The 20,675-nt window shown below is 73.2% G+C and carries 14 protein-coding genes; 8 read left to right on the plus strand and 6 right to left on the minus strand.

Annotated elements, in window-relative coordinates; translation table 11 throughout:
• Positions 1-223: 223 nt before the first annotated feature.
• Complete coding sequence (locus ACFWBY_RS19380) at positions 224-982, minus strand: GntR family transcriptional regulator (RefSeq protein ID WP_385338627.1); 759 nt, start codon at positions 980-982, stop codon at positions 224-226.
• 299 nt (positions 983-1,281) lie between these two features.
• Here ACFWBY_RS19380 and ACFWBY_RS19385 point away from each other — a divergent pair, with 299 nt between their 5' ends.
• The 3 genes from ACFWBY_RS19385 (at position 1,282) to ACFWBY_RS19395 (ending at position 5,758) form a co-directional block, all read left to right on the plus strand.
• Positions 1,282-2,121 (plus strand): alpha/beta fold hydrolase, encoded by an 840-nt coding sequence (locus tag ACFWBY_RS19385; protein WP_385338624.1) that lies wholly within the window; start codon positions 1,282-1,284, stop codon positions 2,119-2,121.
• Between the two features lie 361 nt (positions 2,122-2,482).
• The gene (locus tag ACFWBY_RS19390; RefSeq protein ID WP_385338621.1) at positions 2,483-4,084 is read left to right on the plus strand and encodes an alkaline phosphatase D family protein; all 1,602 of its coding nucleotides are present in this window, start codon (positions 2,483-2,485) and stop codon (positions 4,082-4,084) included.
• A gap of 231 nt (positions 4,085-4,315) precedes the next feature.
• On the plus strand, positions 4,316-5,758 hold the full coding sequence (locus ACFWBY_RS19395) for a GNAT family N-acetyltransferase (RefSeq protein WP_385338619.1): 1,443 nt from the start codon (positions 4,316-4,318) through the stop codon (positions 5,756-5,758).
• Here ACFWBY_RS19395 and ACFWBY_RS19400 read toward each other — a convergent pair.
• Complete coding sequence (locus ACFWBY_RS19400) at positions 5,682-6,911, minus strand: trans-sulfuration enzyme family protein (RefSeq protein ID WP_385338616.1); 1,230 nt, start codon at positions 6,909-6,911, stop codon at positions 5,682-5,684. The genes ACFWBY_RS19395 and ACFWBY_RS19400 overlap by 77 nt on opposite strands.
• Positions 6,912-6,971: 60 nt before the next feature.
• Here ACFWBY_RS19400 and ACFWBY_RS19405 point away from each other — a divergent pair, with 60 nt between their 5' ends.
• Positions 6,972-7,454, plus strand: a complete 483-nt coding sequence (locus ACFWBY_RS19405; RefSeq protein WP_385338613.1) for an Lrp/AsnC family transcriptional regulator — start codon at positions 6,972-6,974, stop codon at positions 7,452-7,454.
• A gap of 48 nt (positions 7,455-7,502) precedes the next feature.
• Positions 7,503-9,227: a DUF885 domain-containing protein gene (locus ACFWBY_RS19410; protein ID WP_385338610.1), complete on the plus strand. Its 1,725-nt coding sequence runs from the start codon at positions 7,503-7,505 to the stop codon at positions 9,225-9,227.
• A 130-nt stretch (positions 9,228-9,357) separates the two neighbouring features.
• Here the strand turns inward: ACFWBY_RS19410 and ACFWBY_RS19415 are convergent, their stop codons facing one another.
• From ACFWBY_RS19415 to ACFWBY_RS19430, 4 genes are all read right to left on the minus strand, one after another.
• The gene (locus ACFWBY_RS19415; RefSeq protein ID WP_385338608.1) at positions 9,358-12,369 is read right to left on the minus strand and encodes an AAA family ATPase; all 3,012 of its coding nucleotides are present in this window, start codon (positions 12,367-12,369) and stop codon (positions 9,358-9,360) included.
• Entirely contained in the window at positions 12,366-13,538 is a 1,173-nt protein-coding gene (locus ACFWBY_RS19420) for an exonuclease SbcCD subunit D (protein WP_385338605.1), read from the minus strand. Before ACFWBY_RS19420 ends, ACFWBY_RS19415 begins: the two co-directional genes overlap by 4 nt.
• Positions 13,539-13,916: 378 nt before the next feature.
• Positions 13,917-14,315 carry a hypothetical protein gene (locus tag ACFWBY_RS19425; RefSeq protein WP_385343206.1) on the minus strand — a complete coding sequence of 133 codons (399 nt, stop codon included), beginning with the start codon at positions 14,313-14,315 and terminating at the stop codon, positions 13,917-13,919.
• 106 nt (positions 14,316-14,421) lie between these two features.
• Positions 14,422-14,721 (minus strand): hypothetical protein, encoded by a 300-nt coding sequence (locus tag ACFWBY_RS19430; RefSeq protein ID WP_385343209.1) that lies wholly within the window; start codon positions 14,719-14,721, stop codon positions 14,422-14,424.
• Positions 14,722-15,047: 326 nt separating this feature from the next.
• Here ACFWBY_RS19430 and ACFWBY_RS19435 point away from each other — a divergent pair, with 326 nt between their 5' ends.
• The 3 genes from ACFWBY_RS19435 to ACFWBY_RS19445 all read left to right on the plus strand — a co-directional run bounded on the left by ACFWBY_RS19435 (position 15,048) and on the right by ACFWBY_RS19445 (position 20,674).
• The gene (locus ACFWBY_RS19435) at positions 15,048-15,911 is read left to right on the plus strand and encodes a DNA/RNA non-specific endonuclease (protein ID WP_385343212.1); all 864 of its coding nucleotides are present in this window, start codon (positions 15,048-15,050) and stop codon (positions 15,909-15,911) included.
• A 94-nt stretch (positions 15,912-16,005) separates the two neighbouring features.
• Positions 16,006-16,182 (plus strand): hypothetical protein, encoded by a 177-nt coding sequence (locus tag ACFWBY_RS19440; protein WP_385343215.1) that lies wholly within the window; start codon positions 16,006-16,008, stop codon positions 16,180-16,182.
• A gap of 193 nt (positions 16,183-16,375) precedes the next feature.
• Positions 16,376-20,674: an AAA family ATPase gene (locus tag ACFWBY_RS19445; protein ID WP_385343218.1), complete on the plus strand. Its 4,299-nt coding sequence runs from the start codon at positions 16,376-16,378 to the stop codon at positions 20,672-20,674.
• Position 20,675: the final 1 nt, after the last annotated feature.

The following is a 20,675-nucleotide window of genomic DNA, read 5'->3' on the forward strand; positions in this document are numbered from 1 at the left end:
ATCGACGGCCTGCAGGCAGCCGCAGCAGGAGCGGGCAGCCTGGCCCACAGGGTGGAGCAGCCGGTCACCGGTCCGCCGGTCAGCGCCAGCCGGCCTGCCGGCCTGTTGGTCGGCAGGCCTTCCGGGGGCGACCCGTCAGTCGGTCAGCCCGGCAGCGGGCAGCCAGGCTCACGACCAGCCAGTCCGCCCGGCCACAGCACTAGCCCGTCCGTCCGTCCGTCCGTCAGGACGCGACGCGGGTGTCGTGCGTGATCTGGACGTCGCCCGTGTCGCCGAAGGTGAGACGGCAGGTGTCCGCGCGGTAGGTGGCCACCGAGAGGGCCGCCGTGCCCTGCGCCGTGAAGTAGCGGGTGGTGACCAGGAGGACCGGGGCGCCCGGGAGGCGGTCCAGTTCCTTCGCGTCGTCGGCGCGGGCCGAGCCGAGCTCCACCGAGCGGTCCTGGCCCTCGAGGGGAAGCCGCTGCAGCTCGCGCATGACGGCCCGGGCGCGCGCCGGGCCGGCCGGGGTGTCGATGGCGGAAAGGCCGGGCACCGAGGAGGCGGGCACGTAGAGCATCTCGGCGGCGACGACCTGCCCCTGCTCGACGCGGGTCCGGCGCACCGCGAGGACGATCTCGCCGGCGGCGGTGCCCAGCAGCTTCAGGACGGCGGCGGCCGGCGCGGCCTCGGCCGCGTCCACGGGTTCCCAGCAGTCGACGCTCTCGCCGGGCCAGCTGTGCTGCGCGGTGCCGACGGCGACGCCCACGCGGGGCGGGGCGACGGTCGTGCCGACTCCGCGCCGCCGCTGCAGGCGGCCTTCGAGCTCCAGCTGCTCCAGGGCCTGGCGCAGGGTCGCGCGGGCCACGCCGAAGCGGGCTGCGAGGTCACGCTCGTTGGGCAGGATCTCGCCCACGGCGAAGTCCTGGTCGAGCGCCTCACTGAGGACGGTCTTCAGGTGCCAGTACTTCGGCTCCGGCACCGATTCGAGCTGCGTGGTCCCCACCCTGACTCCTCCTGCAATCGCCGCAATCGCCGTGTTCCAGCGGCAGTTCCGCGCCCTTGTTTATTAAAGGTTCCTGCACTATCCCAGCGACGATAGGACGGCGCACCCCCTTGGTCAAGACCAATCCTCACCCCTTTGTCGGGCAGATCGGGCATATGCAGCAAGCCGTTCACGGGATGTTCGCGGGGCGCGGGAAAGACGAAGGTCTTGGTGTCGGAGGGCTACCGGGCGGTAACGATGGCGGGAGACACTCCTGACAACCTGTCTCACATGCGCCGCCGACCCCGACGAGGAGCAGCATGACCGCCACGGTCTCCTTCACGATCGATTCGCCGCTGGGCCCCCGCACCACCACCGCCGCCTACGAGCGCAAGGGCGCGGGCGAGCCCCTCCTGCTGCTCCACGGCATCGGCCACCACCTGCAGGCCTGGCACCCGGTGATGGACGTCCTGGCCGCCGACTACGACGTGATCGCCGTCGATCTGCCCGGCTTCGGAGTCTCGGAGCCCCTGCCGGACGGGGTCCCGTACGGTCTCGGCACCATCGCCCCGGCGCTCGGCGCGCTCTGCGCGGCGCTCGGCGTCGAGTGCCCGCACGTCGCCGGGAACTCCCTCGGCGGGCTGCTCGCGCTCGAGATGGGCCGCGCCCGCCTGGCCCGCTCGGTCACCGCCCTGTCCCCGGCCGGCTTCTGGACCGAGGGCGAGCGCCGCTACGCCTTCGCCGCGCTCCGCGCGATGCGTGCCGGTGCCACCGTTCTGCCCCGGTCCGTCGTGGAGCGGCTCTCGCGCAGCGCCGCCGGCCGCACCGCGCTCACCAGCACCATCTACGCGCGCCCGGGCCGCCGTTCGCCCGACGCCGTGGTCGCCGAGACCCTGGCCCTGCGCGACGCCACCGGTTTCGAGGAGACCCTGGCCGCGGGCGGCTCCGTACGGTTCGCCGACGATCTGCCCGGCCTGCCGGTCACCATCGCCTGGGGCAGCCGCGACCGGCTGCTCCTGCGCCGCCAGGGCGTACGCGCCAAGCGGACGATCCCCGGCGCACGTCTGGTCCGGCTCCCCGGCTGCGGTCACGTCCCGATGCACGACGACCCGGCGCTGGTCGCCCGGGTCATCCTGGACACGACCCGGCGCGCCCGGTGACCGGTTCACCGGGTGCCTCATCCGGTTGACCGGTTGACCCGTCGCCCACTGGCCGGTGCACCGGTTGCCCGCCACCCACTGGCCGGTGCACCGGTTGCCCGCCACCCGGTGCACCGGTTGACCCGTCGACCGGTTGACCTGACCTCGGTTGACCTGACGTCGGTTGACCTGACGTCGGTTGACCGGTCAACCCGATCGGCCCGTTGACGAGCTGACCCGCCGACGGGACGGCACCCGTACCCACCGGTGCCATCAGTGTTCACCCACGCTTCGCGTGCCCGACGCGGACGGTCCGGTGTGCGGCCGGTGTGTCGCCGCACACTGGTCCGGCCCGTCCCCGCCGGCCTCTGGAGACGCACCGATGGCACCCCTGCCGCACACCCGACGCTCCCTGCTCGGTGGTTCCCTCGCCGTTCCGGTGGGTCTCGCCCTGTCCACCACCCTGTCCGGCGCCTTCAGCGCCCCGGCCCACGCGGCGGCGGCCGCCGCCTTCGTCCGCTCGGGCCGCCCCAACGCCCTCTGGGGCGTCCAGTCCGGCGAGATCACCGCCCACTCGGCCACCGTCTGGACGCGCTCCGACCGGCCCGCGCGCATGTACGTCGAGACCTCTCCGAGCGAGTCGTTCCGCTACGCCGTGCGCCGCCACCGGGGCCCGCTGCTCGGTCCCGGCACCGATTTCACCGGGACCACCACGCTGCGCGAACTCCCGCCCGGCCGTCAGGTCCACTACCGCGTCGTCCTCGCCGACCCCGACGACCCGCGCCGCACCGGTGAGCCGGTGCGCGGCACCTTCCGCACCACCCCCGTCTCCCGCCGCCGCGACGTGCGCTTCCTGTGGTCCGGGGACCTCGCGGGCCAGGGCTGGGGGATCAACCCGGACGTCGGGGGCTACCGCGTGTTCGACGAGATGCGGCTGCGCGACCCCGACTTCTTCCTCTTCAGCGGGGACACCATCTACGCCGACGGGCCGGTCCAGGCCTCCGTGCCCCTGCGCGACGGCAGCCTCTGGAAGAACGTGACGACCGAGGAGAAGGCGAAGGTCGCCGAGACCCTCGCCGAGTACCGCGGCAACTTCCGCTACAACCTCCTCGACCGCAACCTGCGCGACTTCAACGCCCAGGTCCCGGTCCTCGCCCAGTGGGACGACCACGAGGTCCGCAACAACTGGTACCCGGGACAGATCCTCGAAGACCCCCGGTACACCGTGAAGGACGTCGACACCCTCGCCGGCCGGGCCCGCCGGGCCTTCGGCGAGTACTTCCCCGTCACCGACCTGCGCGGCGGCCGCGCCGAGGGCCGGATGTACCGGGTGCTGCGACACGGCCCGCTGCTCGACGTGTTCGTCCTCGACATGCGCACCCACCGCGACGCCAACTCCCCCGGTCGGCAGACCGACGACCCCATCGGCATCCTCGGCCCCGAGCAACTGGCCTGGCTCAAGCGCGAGCTCTCGCGTTCCCGCGCCACCTGGAAGGTCATCGCGGCCGACATGCCGCTGGGCATCGTGGTCCCGGACGGGGCGGTCGACTTCGAGGCCGTCGCCCAGGGCGACCCCGGCGCGCCGCTCGGCCGCGAGCTGCAGATCGCCGAGCTGCTGCGCCACATCAAGCACCAGGGCGTCACCGGCACCCTCTGGCTCACCGCGGACGTCCACTACACGGCCGCGAACCACTACGCGCCGGAGCGGGCCGCCTTCACCGACTTCGCGCCGTTCTGGGAGTTCGTCTCGGGCCCCATCGGCGCGGGAGGCTTCCCGGCCGGGCGGCTCGACGCGACCTTCGGCCCGCGGACGCAGTTCGTCCAGTCCGCCCCCTTCGCCAACATGTCGCCGTCCGAGAACCCGCCGTACTACGGCGAGGTGGAGATCGACGGGGAGAGCGGCGAGCTCACCGTGCGGCTGCGGCGCCAGGGCGGCGGTGTCCTCTTCACGCGGACGCTCCGGCCCGGACGGGTGGGTCAGTGACGGACGGTCCGGAAACCGCCCGATCCCCCGGCAGCCCCGCCCGCCGGCCAACCCACCCACCCGCCATCGGCCCCCGCGCGCACCCCGCACTCCCGGCACACCCGGCACACCCCGCACACACACCCTCTGAAATGAGCCGGAAAACAGGGCGAAATCGGCCAGATGGATCATTAACCAGTCGGTCACAAACAGTTCGTGATCACGCAACACCCCTGCGTCACAGTGGTCTGCATGACTGAGCGCACTCCTGCCCCCGCCCAGCGTTCCCACCGCCACCACTGGCGCCGGGACGTCGTCGAACTCGCCGCCCTCTTCTGCGCCGTCGCCGTGGCCGACGGCATCGCGAACCTCGTCGTGCACGGCCCGCGCGGCCCGGTCCTGCTCGTCGCCTCGGCCGTCGCGCTCCTGTTCACGGCGGCGTTCCACACCTGGTGGGCACGGCGCCACAGCCATGCGCCGCCTCCGACGGCCCGCGGGGCGGCCACCGCGCACTCCGGCACGTCGCACTCCGACGCCGAACCCTCGGACACCGCGCTCACCACCTCCCTGTGGCGGATGCGGACCACCGTGCGCGACCGGCCCGGCAGCCTCGCCGCGATCTGCACCGCCCTCGCCGGCAGCGGCGTCGACATCCTGACGCTGCAGACGCACCCGCTGCCCGAGGGCGGCACCGTGGACGAGTTCCTGCTGCGCGCCCCGCAGCAGCTGCCCGCCGGCGACCTCACCCGCGCCATCGCCGGCGCCGGCGGCCACAGCACGTGGATCGAGCGCGCCGACGCCCACGACCTCGTCGACACCCCGACCCGCGTCCTGGGCCTTGCCACCCGCACCGCGCTGGACGCCGCCGAACTGCCGCTCGCGCTGCGCCAGCTGCTCGGCCGCTGCACCATCCACTCGATCCCTGCGACCACCCTGTCCGGCCGGCCCAACGCCGGCGCCGACGCCCCGGTCGAAGGGGTCCTGGAAGCCACGGTCATGCGGCTGCGCGACCCCTCCGGCGGTGCGATCACCATCGAGCGGCCCTACCTGCCCTTCACCCCGACCGAGTTCGCCCGGGCCCGCGCGCTCGTCGAGCTCGACGCCCGGCTCGGGCCGCGCGTGCCGCGCAGCCAGGACGTACTGACCCTGCCGGAGGGCAACGAGATCACCGTCCGCCGCGCCGACGGCTCGGACAAGGCCGCCGCCCTCGCGATGCACGACCGGTGCTCGGAGCGCACCCTGGCCCTGCGCTACCACGGCCCCGTCGCCGACGCCGACCGCTACCTCGGCCACCTGCTGAGCCCGCGCTTCGGCCGCACCCTCGCCGCGACCACCACGTCCGGCAAGCTCGTCGCCCTGGGCCACCTGCTCTGGGACGGCGACGAGACCGAGGTGGCGCTGCTCATCGAGGACGACTGGCAGCGCCGCGGCATCGGCACCGAGCTGCTGGGGCGGCTGATCGCGATGGCCGTCGAGGCCGGCTGCGACAGCGTGTACGCCGTCACCCAGGCCGCGAACACCGGGATGGTCGCCGCCATGCGCGGACTCGGCCTCCCCCTCGACTACCAGATCGAGGAGGGCACCCTGGTGATCACGGCACGGCTGGACGCGACCCCGGTCAGCTCCCGGCTGCCGTACGAGCTTCCTCGCGAGTCCCCCGGCCTGCCGGGTACGCGGCCCCGTACCCAGCACTGAGCCGTGCGTCCATCGCCCGGTCCAGCGCCTGGTCCAGGTCGGCCCACAGGTCGTCGACGTCCTCCAGCCCGACCGACATCCGCAGCAGCCGGTCGCTCACGCCCGAGGCGTGGCGGTCCCCCTCGGCCACGATGCGGTGGCTGATGGAGGCCGGGTGCTGGATGAGCGTGTCGACGCTGCCCAGGCTGACCGCCGGGGTGACCAGCCGGACGGAGGCGATCACCTCGTGCGGGTCGCCGGCCGTCTCGAAGGCGACCATGGCGCCGCCGATCCGCGGGTAGTGCACCCGCAGGACGCGCGGATCGGCCGCGAGCCGCGCGGCGAGCTCCGCGGCGCTCGCGGAGGCCGCCCGTACCCGTACGGGAAGCGTCGAGAGCCCTCGGAGCAGCAGGTACGCGGCCAGCGGGTGCAGGACCCCGCCGGTCGCGAACCGCACCTGGCGCAGCTGCCGCGCGAACTCCTCGTCGCAAGCCACGATCCCGCCGAGGACGTCCCCGTGGCCGCCGAGGTACTTGGTGGCGCTGTGCAGGACGAGCCGTGCGCCGCTCTCGGCCGGCCGCTGCAGGACGGGCGTGGCGAAGGTGTTGTCGACGAGCAGCGGCACCTCCCCGCAGGCCTGCGCGGCGGCGCGCAGGTCTATCTCGGCGAGCGTCGGATTGGCGGGCGACTCGATCATGACCAGACCGGTGTCCGGCCGGATGGCGTCCGCGATGCCCTCCGGATCGACCCACGTCACCTGGGTTCCCAGCAGCCCGCTGGTCAGCAGGTGGTCGCTGCACCCGTAGAGGGGCCGTACGGCGACCACGTGACGCAGGTCCTTCATCCCCCGCACCAGCAGGCAGGCCGACAAGGCGGCCATCCCGCTCGCGAAGGCGACGGCGCTCTCCGTGCCTTCGAGCCGGGCGAGGGCCGTCTCGAACCGGGCGGTGGTCGGATTGTCCAGCCGGGAGTACACCGGCGGGCCCTCGGGCCGGGCTCCGGTCGTGGCGAACGCGTCGATGCGAGCGGCCTCCGCCCGGCTGTCGTACGACGGGTACGTCGTCGACAGGTCGAGCGGAGGCGCGTGCAGTCCGAGCCCGGCGAGGTCCTCGCGTCCGGCATGAACGGCTTCGGTGGCCAGTGACCGTCGTACGGTCGGGGCGTTCGTCTCCATGGGCCGTACTGTGCTCATCCGGTCGGCTCTGGCGGGAAAAGGCCGTGCTACGTTCGGCCAATGTCCGAATCCGTCGCTCTGGACCCGGTCGATCTGCAGATTCTGCGCCTTCTGCAGAACGATGCCCGGACCACCTACCGCGATCTCGCCGCCGAGATCGGCGTCGCCGCGTCGACCTGCCTGGACCGGGTCGCCCGGATGCGCCGCTCCGGCATCATCCTCGGCAACCGGCTCCGGCTCGATCCGGCCAAGCTCGGGCGCGGCCTGGAGGCGCTGCTCCTCGTACAGGTGCGCCCGCACCGCCGCGAGCTGATCGGTCCCTTCGTCGAACGGGTCCGCTCGCTCCCGGCCTCGCGGGCGGTCTTCCACCTGACAGGGCCCGACGACTACCTCGTACACGTGGCCGTTTCCGATCCCGGCGAGCTCCAGCGGCTGGTCCTCGACGAGTTCACCTCGCGCCGGGAAGTCGCCCGCGTCGAAACGAGGCTGATCTTCCAGGAGTGGGACTGCGGCCCCCTACTCCCCCCTACGTCAGCAGGCTGAGGCCGTTTGGTGATGACGGGGACCCGTCCGGCATACGAAGATGTCCACATGTCAGACATCCTCACCAGCAGCGGTGCCGCGCGGCTGCCCCGCCAGATCGCCGACGCCTACGTCGACGAGCTCATCGCCATCGACCCGATCACGGGCACCTACCTCGGCATCGCCGAAAGCTCCGGCAAGCTGCCGGACCTCTCCCCCGCGGGTCGTGCGGCGGCCGCCGAACTCTCCCGCGCCACGCTCGCCCTGCTCGACGCCGCCGAGCGCCAGCCGGGCGCGGACAGCGATGTCGAGCGCCGCTGCGCCCGCCTGCTGCGCGAGCGCCTCAGCGCCGAACTCGCCGTCCACGAAGCCGACGAGGACCTGCGCGCGGTCAGCAACATCCACTCCCCGGCGCACGCCGTCCGTGAGGTCTTCACCCTGACCCCGTCCGACACGGACGAGGACTGGGCCGCCATCGCCGAGCGGCTGCGCGCCGTCCCGGCCGCCTACGCCGGCTACCGCGAGTGCCTCGCGCTCGGCCTGGACCGCGGCCTGTACGGAAGCCCGCGCCCCACCGCCACCTTCATCGAGCAGCTCACCGGCTGGGCCGGCCAGGACGGCGGGGCCGGCGCCCAGGGCACCGGGGAGGGCGGCTTCTTCGCCGAGTTCGCCGCCGGCGGCCCGCAGGCGCTGCGCGCCGAGCTCGACGAGGCGGCCGCCGCCGCGACCGCCGCCGTCGTGGAACTGCGCGACTGGATGCGCGACGTGTACGCCCCCGCGGTCCAGGGGCAGCCCGACCCGGTGGGCCGCGAGCGCTACGCCCGCTGGTCGCGCTACTTCAACGGCACGGACCTCGATCTGGACGAGGCGTACGCCTACGGCTGGTCCGAGTACCACCGGCTGCTCGCCGAGATGAAGGAGGAGGCGGGCAAGATCCTGCCGGGCGCCTCTCCCTGGGACGCGCTGCGCCACCTGGACGAGCACGGCACCCACATCGAGGGCGTGGAGGAGGTCCAGGCCTGGCTGCAGGGCCTCATGGACGAGGCCATCGAGAACCTCGACGGCACCCACTTCGAGCTCGCCGAGCGGGTCAAGCGGGTGGAGTCGCGGATCGCTCCCCCGGGCGGCGCGGCGGCCCCGTACTACACCAACCCGTCCGAGGACTTCTCCCGTCCGGGGCGCACCTGGCTGCCGACGATGGGCCAGACCCGCTTCCCCGTCTACGACCTGGTCTCCACGTGGTACCACGAGGGCGTGCCGGGCCACCACCTCCAGCTGGCGCAGTGGACGCACGTCGCGGACCAGCTCTCCCGCTACCAGGCCAGTGTGGGCCTGGTCAGCGCCAACGCCGAGGGCTGGGCGCTGTACGCCGAGCGGCTGATGGACGAGCTGGGCTACCTCAAGGACGCCGAGCAGCGGCTCGGGTACCTCGACTGCCAGATGATGCGGGCCGCGCGGGTCATCGTGGACATCGGCATGCACCTGGGCCTGGAGATCCCGGCGGACTCACCGTTCCACCCGGGCGAGCACTGGACCGTGGACCTGGCGCAGGAGTTCTTCGGCCTGCACAGCGGCCGGCCGGCGGACTTCATCGAGAGCGAGCTGACCCGCTACCTGTCGATGCCGGGCCAGGCGATCGGCTACAAGCTGGGCGAGCGCGCCTGGCTGCTGGGCCGCGACAACGCGCGCGCCGCGCACGGCGACAACTTCGACCTGAAGGCGTGGCACATGGCGGCGCTGTCGCAGGGTTCGCTGGGCCTGGACGACTTGGTGGACGAGCTGTCCAAGCTCTGACCGGCGCTCCGTCGGCCGGCGCTCCGTCGGCCGTGGTGCGGCGCACGGCGGACCGGTCGGCTCCCTTGCCGGAGCCGGGCGGTCCGCCGTGCGCACGAGGAGACGTCCGGTCGTCTTCCGCGACGGGGCCTCAGTGCGTCCCGGCGGCCGCGCGGTGGCGCACGACGGAGCCGCCGCGCTGCTTGACGATCTCCAGCTGGGCCTGGACGCGGGTGCGCAGGTCGGCGACGTGGCTCACGATGCCGACGCTGCGGTCGCGTTCGCGCAGCGAGTCCAGTACGTCGAGGACCTCGTCCAGCGCCTGGTCGTCGAGGCTGCCGAAGCCCTCGTCGATGAAGAGGGTGTCGAGCCGCATGCCGCCCGCCTCGTCGGTGACCACGTCGGCCAGGCCCAGCGCGAGGGCGAGCGAGGCGAAGAAGGTCTCGCCGCCGGACAGCGTCGCGGTGTCCCGCTCACTGCCCGTCCAGGCGTCGACCACGTGGAGCCCGAGCCCGGAACGCCCGCGTCCGCTCGCCTTGGCGTCGGAGTGCACGAGGGTGTAGCGGCCGCCCGACATGCGCAGCAGCCGTACCGTCGCGGCGGCGGCGACCTGCTCCAGCCGGGCCGCCAGGACGTACGCCTCCAGCCGCATCTTGCGCTCGTTGTCGGCGGAGGTGCCCGCGGTGAGACCGGCGAGCCGGGCCACCCGGTCGTACGCCTCGCGCAGCGGGCCCAGGGCCCGCAGCTCCTGCTCGGCCTGGCGGGACAGCCCGTCGAGGTCCTTGCAGCGCACCCGGGCCGCGTCCACGGCGGAACCGGCCGTACGAAGCTTCGCGGCGGCCCGGGCCGCGTACGCCTCGGCCTCCTCCGGCGCGGCCGGGGGCAGGGCCGCCGCCGCGGCGGTGTCGCTCTCCCCGAGGCGGTCGGCCAGCATGGCCTCCTCCGCCTGCCAGGCGTCCGTCCGGTGCTGCAGCGCGGTGCGTTCGTACTCCGGGAGCACGGCGTCGGCCGCCTCCTCGGTGGTGTCGAAGCCGGCCTTGAAGGCGGCGTCGGCGAGCCGGCCGTCGGCCTCCTTCAGCCGGGCGGCGGTGTCTTCGGCCCGGCGCAGCGCGGCGGCGGCCGAGGTGACCATGCGGACCCTGTCCTCCAGGACCCCCGCCCGGGCCGCGACGCTGGGGGCGTCCGCCCGCACCAGGGCCAGTTCCGCCTCCAGCGAGGCCTGTTCCTGGTCGAGGCCCTCACGGCGGGAGGCCCGGGCGCCGGCCCGGACCTCCGCCTCCAGCCGCTCGGAGCTGCGCACGGCGTGCTCCCGCTCGGCGCGGGCGAGCCGCTCGCGGGCGGTGTGCAGTCCGGCCGCCGCCGCATGGGCCTCGGCGTGACGGGAGCTCAGGTCGGCCGTCAGTTCCAGCAGTTCGGCGGTGGTGGCGTTGCCGGCGGCGGCCGCTGCCTCGGCGCGGGCCTCCCGCAGGGCGGCCAGTCTGCGCTCGACCCCGGCCCTGCGTTCCTCGGCCCGCTCGAAGCGGGCGTGCGCGGCGTCCTCGGCGGCCCGGTCGACGTGGCCGGGTGCCGGGCGGGCGGGAGCGGGGTGCTCCTCGGCTCCGCACACCGTGCACGGCTCGCCCGCGACCAGGGCGGCGGCCAGTTCGGCGGCGATCCCGCGCAGCCGGGTCTCCTTGAGCTCCAGCCAGTCCTCCCGGGCGGCCGTCGACTCCTCGCGCGCGGTGAGCAGTTCGCCCTCGGCCCGCTCCGCGTCGGCGTCGAAGGCGTCGCGGCGCTGGGCGGCGTGCAGGTGCAGCCGGGCGGGCTCCAGCTTGCCTGTGAGCTGCTCGGCGAGGGTCGCGGCCTGCTGGGCGGCGTCCGCGCGCCCGGCCAGCTCGGCCCGGGTGGTCTCCCAGCGGGCGAGCCACTCGGCTGTCTCCTGCTGCTGTTCCTCGGCGGCCCGGGACTCCCTTTCCAGGTTGGCCCGTTCCCGGCCGATCTCGGCGCTGCGCTGCTCGGCGCGGCGGGCGGCCCCGAGGGCGCCCAGATCCTCGCGCAGCCGCTGTTCCACGGCGGCCAGCTGCTCGGCGCCGGCCCCGTCGAGCGGCGACGGCAGCTTCGCGCGGGCCACCGACTCCGCGTGCGCGGCGGCCATGTGGGCTCCGGCGGCGGCTCCGCGCAGCTCCAGGGCGGGGGCGACGAGGGCTCCGCGCCGGGCCCGGTCGAGCAGGGCGCGCACCCGCTCCCGCTCCGGGGCGGCCTCGGCGAGCAGGGCCGCCCGGCGGGTGGTCTCGGCGTGCCGGCGTTGCAGCCGGTCGAGCTCGCGCGCCTCCTCGGCGGCCCGCCAGGCGGCGGCGTGGCGCCCCTCGACGGCGGCGAGGGCGTACTCGGCGACGGTGAGCCGCTCCCGGGCGGAGCAGCGCGCGACGGCCGCCCAGGCGCGGACGGCTCCGGCGAGCCCGGGGTCGCCCGGCTGGAGCCGGGGCAGCGGCCAGGCCCGCAGGTCGGCGGCGTCCCCGGCGGCCTGGGCGAGGCGCTGGGCGGTGTGCAGCACCCGCTCGTCCCCGGCGCGGACCTTGGCCTCGGCGGTCCGGCGGCGTTCGCCGAGCAGGGTCTCGACGGCGGCGAAGCGACGGGTGTCGAAGAGCCTGCCCAACAGCCGGCCCCGCGCCGCCTCGTCGGCCCGCAGGAAGCGTGCGAACTCCCCCTGGGGAAGCAGCACGACCTGGCAGAACTGCTCGCGGCTCATGCCGAGCAGCTGCTCGATCTCCTCGCCGATCTCCTGGTGGGAACGGCTGAGGGCGCTCCAGTGCTCGCCGTCGTACTCGCGCAGCCGGCTCTGCGCCTTGTCCTTGGTGGTCCCGGTGCCGCGCTTCTTGGGCCGGTCCTGCTCGGGGCGCCGGGTGATCTCCAGGCGGCGTCCGCCGGCGGTGAGTTCGAGGGTGACCTCGGTCGGGGTGTCGGCGGCCGCGTGGTCGCTGCGCAGGCTGGTGCCGGGGGCCTGCCGGGAGCCGGGGACCGAGCCGTAGAGGGCGTAGCAGACGGCGTCCAGGACGGAGGTCTTGCCGGCGCCGGTGGGGCCGTGCAGCAGGAAGATCCCGGCGCCCGACAGCCCGTCGAAGTCGATCTCCTGCGGTTCGGCGAAGGGTCCGAAAGCGGTGATCCGCAGCCGGTGCAGCCTCATCGGTGGGTCTCCTGCCGGCCGTCGTCCACCCGTACGTCGTCGAAGGCGCCCCGCAGCACGGCCCGTTCGTCCTCGTCCGCGAAACCGCCGCCGCCGCGCACGTGGCTGACGAAGTCCTCCGCGATCTCCTGGTCGCTGCGGCCCTTGAGGCGCTGCGCGTAGCTGCCCGCGCCGTCCTGCGCGCGGCCCTCGGGGTCGAAGGCGAGGCTGAGGGTGTGCGGGAAGCGCGCGACGAGCCGGGCCATGGGGTCTTCGGGCCGGACGGGGTCGGTGAGGGTGGCCTCCAGCCAGCAGTCCTCGTAGGCGGCGTACGAGCCCTCGGAGAGCAGTTCCTCCAGGGGTCCCCGGACCCTGGCGAGGCCGCGCGGTACGGGGGTGTCGAGGCGCTCGGCGCCGGCGATCTCCCCTTCCGCGCCCAGCTCGACGAGCCACATGGTCTTGCGGTGGCCGGTTTCGGAGAAGGAGTAGGCGAGCGGGGAACCTGAGTAGCGGACCCGTTCGTTGATCGTCTGGCAGCCGTGGAGGTGGCCGAGGGCGGCGTAGTCGACCCCGTCGAAGACGGAGGCCGGCACGGCCTCGACCCCGCCGACGGCGATGTCGCGCTCGCTGTCGCTGGCCTGCCCGCCGGTGACGAAGGCGTGGGCGAGGACGACCGAGCGGGTCCCGGGCGCGCGGCCGGCCAGGTCGGCCCGGATCCGGTCCATGGCCGCGCCCAGGACGGCCTCGTGGCTCACCTTCCCTGCGCCGAAGTCGTCCTTGACGAGAGCGGGCTCCAGGTACGGCAGCCCGTACAGCGCCACGTCACCGTGTACGTCGGCCAGCACCACGGGGTCGGCGCACCCGGCGGGGTCGGTCCTCAGGTGGATCCCGGCCCGGCCGATCAGGCCGGCCCCGACCCCGAGGCGGCGCGCGGAGTCGTGGTTCCCGGAGATCATCACGGTGGGCACGCCGAGGTCGGCCAGCCGGTGCAGGGCCTCGTCGTACAGGGCGACGGCGGGCAGCGGGGGCACGGCACGGTCGTAGATGTCACCGGCGACGAGGACGGCGTCGACCCCGTGCTCCCGGACGGTCTCCACGAGGTGGTCGATGAAGGCGGCTTGGGCGCCGAGCAGGTTCACGCGGTGGAAGGACCGCCCCAGGTGCCAGTCGGAGGTGTGCAAAATCTTCAAGGCATCACTCCGACCGCTCCGACCTGCACGTTTACCGCTCCTCCGCCTCCGAAACCAGCACGGAACCAGCACGGGCGCCGCGGTCGGCAACCACGCTAACGCCAGTCAGCACCTGATCCGTCACAGACCTTCAGTCTGCCACCGGCGTCCGGGGTCGGGTGACCATGGATGTCAGCGGACCGATCAGGCGCTTCGATCCGAGATGTGGAATTGGATACAGCCGGAGGAATCGAGCACGGCCCGGGCCTCCGGAGGGCCAGGCCGCGGACTGTGAGGGACGGCAGCCGTGACGCCCGTCTGCGGGGCGGGCGTCACGGCTGCCGGACCGGAGGAGCTCACGGCGTGCGGATCACGGGGTGCGACTCACTGGGTACGGGCTCACGGGGTGGAGGCCAGCCGGGACACCGCCGCGGCATTGTCCTCCTTGGCCTGGTCCCGGCTGTCCGGCGGGACGCACACCGTGTCCCAGGGTGCGGCCTCGCGCCAGACGTAACCCGGCTTGCAGGTGTCCGGGCCGTAGGCGCCGCCGCCGGGCTGCTTGCGGGACGGGCCGAGCCGGTTCTCACGGGCAGACTGGTCCCGGATGTCCGGGGTCACGCACACCAGGTCACCGGTGTACGCCTCGCGCCACACATAGCCCTGTTTGCAGGTGAACGGCCCGTACGGGCCGCTCGCCGTGCTCGCGGAGCCCGCCGGGGCCACGGCGCCGAGCAGGCCGCCCGCCAGCACCAGGGTGACGGCCGACCGGCCGAGCCGCCGGCGTATGTCCGTATTCACTTCAACCTCCTTCGCTGCGGCGGCCCTTGGCCAGCCGTCTGAAGGCGCGGAGGGGAGAGTGCACCTCCCTGTCCCAGGCTAGGCGGGTTGCGGGGGCCCCGCATGCTCAGACCGTGAAGCGCTCCTGACGGAGGAAACTCGCCGCCGGCTCCCCTGTCAGGTAGAAGTCGGGGCTCTGGATGGCGGGCATGCGGCGCTGGATCGCGCGGTGGAAGGAGCGGTACCCGCCCTCGAACTGCCCTTCGTTCCAGACCTTGAGCAGGTGCGCGGTGAACAGGCCGTTGACGTCTCCGTCCGAGGCGAGCTGATTGTCCTGACAGGCCGATGAGGAGGGCGTCGGGCTCGCCCGCCCCGTCGTGTGCGTTCCTCGGCTCGCACTGCAGCCCGGCGTAGAACTCCCGGTCACGGGCGAAGACCTCCTTGCTTGAGCATCGGCATCAGCCGGGGGGCGGCCTCCACCTCGGCCGGGTCCCTGGTCTGGAACTGCGATTCGAGCGCCTCCAGGGTGAGCAGGTCTCCTTCGGCGCGGCAGCGCAGGGCACCGGGTCACGGATGTCACGGGGAGTCACCTCATGCGTTCCGTGGCCGGACCCGGCTGAACCAGGAGTGCGCCTACGCCCCCCGATCGGGCTCCTCCGGCGGCCCCGAGGGGCTCCCCCGAGCGTGGCCCCTGTTCGAGTGACTTGGCGGCGGACACCGTGAGTGATCACCGCAGCGCGGTACTTCCATCCTATGAACACTTCACCTGAGACCACGGCTTCGCGCGGTCCGCTGAGCGATCGCACCGGCTACGACGAGGCCTTCTTGGGCAAGGTCGTGCCCCTGCCCGTGCCCGGCGACGGCATCCCGACGATCGTTCTGCCGTACACCCACTTCACGGTGGTCCACCGCCCCGACCGCCGGTTCGCGGCCTCCACCGCCGTCTGCATCGACGGCTCGAAGCTGGTGGAGAACGTGGACCGGGAGGACGACTGGAACCTCGACCCGCGCATCCCGGCGAACCAGCAGGCCGGCCAGGCGATCTACGCTGACAACGACCTGGACAGGGGACATCTGGTGCGCCGGCTGGACCCGGTGTGGGGCACGGTCACCGAGGCCGACAAGGCCAACGCCGACACCTTCCACTTCACCAACGCGGCCCCGCAGCAGAACACGTTCAACCAGGGCAAGAAGCTGTGGCTGGGGCTGGAGAACTTCCTCCTCGACCACGCGGCCAAGTTCGACCGGAAGCTGAGCGTGTTCACCGGCCCGGTGCTGCACGACTCCGACCCGCCCTACCGCGGCATCCAGGTACCGCTGCGGTTCTGGAAGGTGGCGGCCTTCACGCAGGACGGCAACCTCGCCTCCACGGCGTACATCCTCGACCAGAGCCCCGACCTCAGCCGGGACCGCGAGCGGGCCATGGCGGGGGCGAAGGCCGGCCCGCCACCGCTGGGCCCCTTCCGCACCTTCCAGGTGCCGGTGGCGGACATCGCCGAGGTGACCGGCCTCGACCTCGGCCCGCTCCCCGACGTGGACCTGATGCCTCCCGTCCGCGCCCCCGGGGACCGCTGGCACCGCCTGGAGAGCTACGACGACATCATGATGCAGAACTGACTGTGGAGCCCACGGTCGTCCACGTCCACGGCAACGGCAACGGCAACGGCAACGGCAACGGGAACAAGGTCCGTAAGGAACTGCTCCAGTCCCAGTGGGACCGGGCGCTGTTCGGCACCGACACGGGGAGCGCCTCCCGGACGGCGTACTGGGCCCCGGGCCGGAGGCCCCGCCGGAGGAGTTCGCGGCCCAGGTCCTCGCCGAGGCCCGGCGTGAGGCGGCGGCCTCGGCCGGCACCGAGGAGGGCGCCGCCCGCGACCCGGCGGCGTAGGAGCGGCTCGCGGGCCGGCTGCAGGCAGCAGCCCGAACCACCACGGCATCCGCGCGTACCTGGCCGCCGGTCCGGTACGGGATCCGGTCCGGGGCCTGTTCAGCCGCCTTGCGACGGAACAGACCGAGTGAAACCATGAGATGTCTCAGCCGATCCTCTCCCCGCCCTCAACGGGCGGCCGGGCAGGTGCGGAATGCCGCTCACCGAACCCCAGTGGGACATCGTCACCGAGTGGGTGGGGACGTATCTCCTCGACAACATCGACCCCTACTCTCGCCTCCGAGCCATCGGATTTGATGAAACATTCATCAAATCCCTCTCGCTCACAGGTAAAGCCGGCGAGAACGCGGTCGAGGTCGTCCGGGCAGCCAAACGGAAGATTCATCATCAGTACCTGCTGGTCGACGGCCTGATCCGCCAGACCGAGGTGGGCGTGCGGGGCGACACCGCGCCCCTGGCCGTGGAGTACCGGGACACCCTGCAGAAGGACCTGGAACTGAGGAGATCCGAAAGAAACCCCTACCGCAGCACCGTCCTCGGAGGAGGTGCCGAGGTCTTCATGGACCGCGCGGAACTCCGCCAGAGCGTGCGGAAACTCGTCGACGACCCGAGAAGAATGGTGCTGCTGGTCGACGGCGCACCCGACAGCGGACGCTCGTACACCTATTCCTACATCCGCCACCTCGCGCAGCACTGCGAATTCACCCCGGTGCGGGTGGTGCTCTCGCGTACGTCCACGGCCGTCGAAGTGCTCCAGCAGCTGGCCACCTGGGTAGCCCCCGAAACGATCGGCCATCGCACCGGAGCCCCGCCGTTGAACGCAACACAGTTGAACGATCCACAGGCCAGGCTGCAGAACGACGCGAACAGCGTGGTGCGCTGGGCGACCGCCTCGGAAGACCGGTTCTGGCTGGTGTTCGACGAATGCGACAAGCTCGATGTGAACTCCGACGTCTGGGACTGCATCGGAAAGCTCGCTCAGGCCATCTACGACAACGCCCGCCCGGAGTCCGCTCCCCGGTTGGTGCTGCTCGGCTATTCCCCGTCGATGCCCCATCTCCCCCACGAGGTACGCAAGTACCAGAGCTGGGACACCGCGCGGGTGGTGGAGGAGGAGGATCTGCGCTGCTTCTTCCGCGAGTTGTTCACCGGGTCGCGGGAGCCGCCCGTCCCGTCCTCGGACTTCGACGGGCTGGCCCCGCTCGTGGACACGGCCGTGTCCGAGGTCCTGCGGGCCGCCCGGGGTCCGGGTGAGGACAGCTACATGCGGCGGATCTGCACGGCATCGGAGACGGCCGTACGGGTCTACGAATCCCTTGACGCCGACGAGGAGTTCGCGGCACGACTGCGCACGGAGCTGCAGACGTCGCAGGAGCAACAGCCCGTAGTTGTGCCGGAGTTGCGCCAGTCCTACCGCGAGGCGGCCTGTCTGCTGACCCACTTCGACCCCGGACGGCTGCGACTGCCGGACGAGACCGAACCCAGCGGGAAGGCCAAGCTGGAACTGGTCGACGACTGCCGGACGGTCGGCATGGGAGAGCATCCCCTCTGGGTGCTCAAGCCCGAGGTACGCGAGGCAACGCTGCGCGGGCTCTCCGGCCCCGAGGCCGCTGTCCGGGCGCTGGCCGCGAACCTCTCCCCGGACGCCGTACAGGCCCTCATCCAGGGCACCGCGGAAAGGGAACTCCGACGGCGGCAGGACCACTTCACTCCACCGCCACCCGCACCCCGGCCGGGCAGCCGTGACACCGAGGCCCGGGCCCTCGCCTACCTCGTGGGCAGTCCGCCGCCCGTGAAGGCCCAGAACACCACCGAGCTCACCGACACCCTGCAGGCCGTGCTGTGGCTCTCGCAGGTGCCCGGCACGACCGGTCTCCCCGATCCCGATGACGTGCAGCAGCTGATGGAGCGGGCCCGGCTGGTGCAGCCCCTGGAACGGCTCGTCCGCGACCCCGTCCACGGGCGGACCGCGGAGCTGAACGAACTGCGCGCCTACGTCGGCCTGCCCGCCGAGGAGCCGCACCGCGGGCCGGAGGCACCGGACGGACCGGCGGGGGCCGGGAGACCCGCGAGGCCGAAGGGGCCCGGCGGGTCGCAGGATTTCGTCCGGGCCCGCACCCGGGACCCTGAGCCCCCACTGCTGATCCACGGCCTCGCCGGCGTCGGCAAGAGCACCCTGCTCGCGAAGTTCCTGCTGAACAGTCTGCGCGACTACCGGCCCGGCTTCCCCTTCGCATACGTCGACTTCGACCGCCCCACCATCTCCATCAACGAGCCGGCCACCCTGATCGCGGAGATCGCCCGGCAGTTCGGCATCCAGTTCCCGCACCACCGGGACGCCTTCGACGCACTCGCCCGCGAGTGCGAGGAGACGGTCGGCGACCTGCGCGAGGAGCAGGAAGAGATCGAGGAGCTGTACGCGCTGTCCACCACCCGCTCAGCCCTCGGACGGAGCTCGTCCGCCGAGTTCCAGGCACAGTCGAGGGCCCGGGAGACGGAACTCGTACAGCGGGTCGCCGCCCTGGTCGCCGAGGCGGTGGCCGTCCCGGCGGGCGAGCCCGGCCCGCCCCTGGTGATCGCGGTGGACTCCTTCGAGGAGGCCCAGTACCGCGGTTCCCCGATGATCGGCCGAATGTGGGCCGTCTGGGCCGCGCTGCAGGAGGTGTACCCGCGGCTGCGGTTCATCGTCTCCGGGAGCGCGCCGGTCCCGCACCCGGGCCGCCTGGCCGAGCTGCGGACCATGGAGCTGGGCGAGCTGGAGGCGGATGCGGCCGTGGAGCTCCTCGTCTGCAACGGGGTCGAGGACGAGGGCGTGGCCCGGGCCCTCGTGGAGCGGGTGGGCGGCCATCCGCTCAGCCTGAAGCTGGCCGCACGAGCGGCCGTCCTCACGGGCAACGAGGCCGGGTCGATGGCCCAGCTGATCGGGGACCTCCCCGCCAGGCGCCGCGGCCTCTACCGCGCGGTCGACCAGATGATGGTCCAGGGGATCCTGTACGACCGCATCCTCCGCCACATCGTCAACGACGAGGTGCGCCTGCTGGCCGAGGCTGCGCTGGCCCTACGGACCATCACCCCGGAGCTGATCCAGGACGTGCTCGCCGAGGCCTGCGGGATCGAGGTCGCGGGCCCGGAGCACGCCCGCCACCTGTTCGGCCTGCTGTCCCGCCTCGACCTCGTGGAGCCGGCCGGGCCGGGGGCCGTCAGCCACCGTGCGGACCTGCGCGGCATCATGCTGCGCCTCGCCGACCGGGACGAGATCCAGCTGATGAAGACGGTCGACCAGCGTGCGGTGACGTACTACCAGCAGCGCGAAGGGCTGGAGGCCCGCGCCGAGGAGATCTACCACCGGCTGCGGCGCAACGAGAGCCCGCGGGAGGTCGAGCAGCGCTGGCTGCCCGGAGTCGAACGCTTCCTGACCGGGGCGAGCAAGGACATGGCGCCCAGGTCGGCCGCCTTCCTCACCGCTCGCATGGGCGGGCACATCCCGGAGACGGATCTGGCCCAGGCCGATCAGGAGGACTGGGAGCAGCTCGCGGCCCGCGAGGTCGAGGACCTGCTGGCCCAGGGCTTCGTCGACGCGGCCGCGGCCCGCCTGGCCGAGCGCCGCCCGTGGACGCCCGGCAGCTGGCTGCACCCGCTGCTGGTGGAGACCCTGGCCCGGCAGGGACGCCGTACGGAGGCCCGGGCTGAGGCTGAGGCCGCCGTGGACCGGGCGGAGGACGGGGGGCAGCCCGAGCTGCAGTTCGAGTTGCTGCTGCTGTCCGCGCGCCTGGCCGAGGAGGACGGGGACATCGACGAGGCCGATCACGCCCTCGCGGAGGCCGAGGACGTGGCCACCCGGGTCGGCCGTGATTTCGAGGCGATGGGCGCGCTGCTGGCCCGTGCCAAGCTCACCGCCGCATCGCCTGAGGAGAACCCGGAGGCCGGCACCAAGCTGGCCCGGCAGCTGCGTTCCATGCCCGCCGAACAGCTGAACCGGAACTCCGCGCTGGTGCGCCTGGCCGCCGCCCAGGTGTCCCGGCAGGACCCGAAGGCGCTGGAGCACACCCTGGAGGTGGTGGGTCTGCCCGCGTCCGAGGACGCCGTACCGGACACCCTCGCCGAAGCCATCCGGCGAGCCGTCGCCGACCAGCCGCAGCTGCGCCAGGCACTGCTGACGATCCTGGAGAGCGCGGCCGGTCCGCCGGAACCCCGGGAGGCCGGTGCCGCGCCGACGGCGGACGCACCGCCCACGGGGACGGCCGGAATCCTGCGCGAGGCCCAGCGGCTCGGCGCCCTCGACGAGCTGGCCCGGCGCCTGCTGCAGATCAAGGACCAGAGCGGGGAGCTGCTTTCCGGGGTGGCGGCCGCGATGGCCACCGGTGCCCCCGTGCCCGGGCCGGCGGAGAACCGGCCCGCCCGGCCAGTGGAAGCCCCGGGCGGTGGCGCCGGACCGGATGCCGGGCCGACTGGCCAAACGCCTCTGGAAGGGAACGGCCCGCGAGCGGCCTGAT

It is taken from the genome of Streptomyces sp. NPDC060049 (assembly GCF_042736715.1).
GTDB lineage: Bacteria > Actinomycetota > Actinomycetes > Streptomycetales > Streptomycetaceae > Streptomyces.

What these genes read in the sequence shown, in the direction of transcription:
- ACFWBY_RS19385 (WP_385338624.1), top strand. Translation starts at nt 1,282, where the DNA reads ATGACCGCCACGGTCTCCTTCACGATCGATTCGCCGCTGGGCCCCCGC.
- ACFWBY_RS19390 (WP_385338621.1), top strand. Translation starts at nt 2,483, where the DNA reads ATGGCACCCCTGCCGCACACCCGACGCTCCCTGCTCGGTGGTTCCCTC.
- ACFWBY_RS19395 (WP_385338619.1), top strand. Translation starts at nt 4,316, where the DNA reads ATGACTGAGCGCACTCCTGCCCCCGCCCAGCGTTCCCACCGCCACCAC.
- ACFWBY_RS19400 (WP_385338616.1), bottom strand. Translation starts at nt 6,911, where the DNA reads ATGGAGACGAACGCCCCGACCGTACGACGGTCACTGGCCACCGAAGCC.
- ACFWBY_RS19405 (WP_385338613.1), top strand. Translation starts at nt 6,972, where the DNA reads ATGTCCGAATCCGTCGCTCTGGACCCGGTCGATCTGCAGATTCTGCGC.
- ACFWBY_RS19410 (WP_385338610.1), top strand. Translation starts at nt 7,503, where the DNA reads ATGTCAGACATCCTCACCAGCAGCGGTGCCGCGCGGCTGCCCCGCCAG.
- ACFWBY_RS19415 (WP_385338608.1), bottom strand. Translation starts at nt 12,369, where the DNA reads ATGAGGCTGCACCGGCTGCGGATCACCGCTTTCGGACCCTTCGCCGAA.
- ACFWBY_RS19435 (WP_385343212.1), top strand. Translation starts at nt 15,048, where the DNA reads ATGAACACTTCACCTGAGACCACGGCTTCGCGCGGTCCGCTGAGCGAT.
- ACFWBY_RS19445 (WP_385343218.1), top strand. Translation starts at nt 16,376, where the DNA reads ATGCCGCTCACCGAACCCCAGTGGGACATCGTCACCGAGTGGGTGGGG.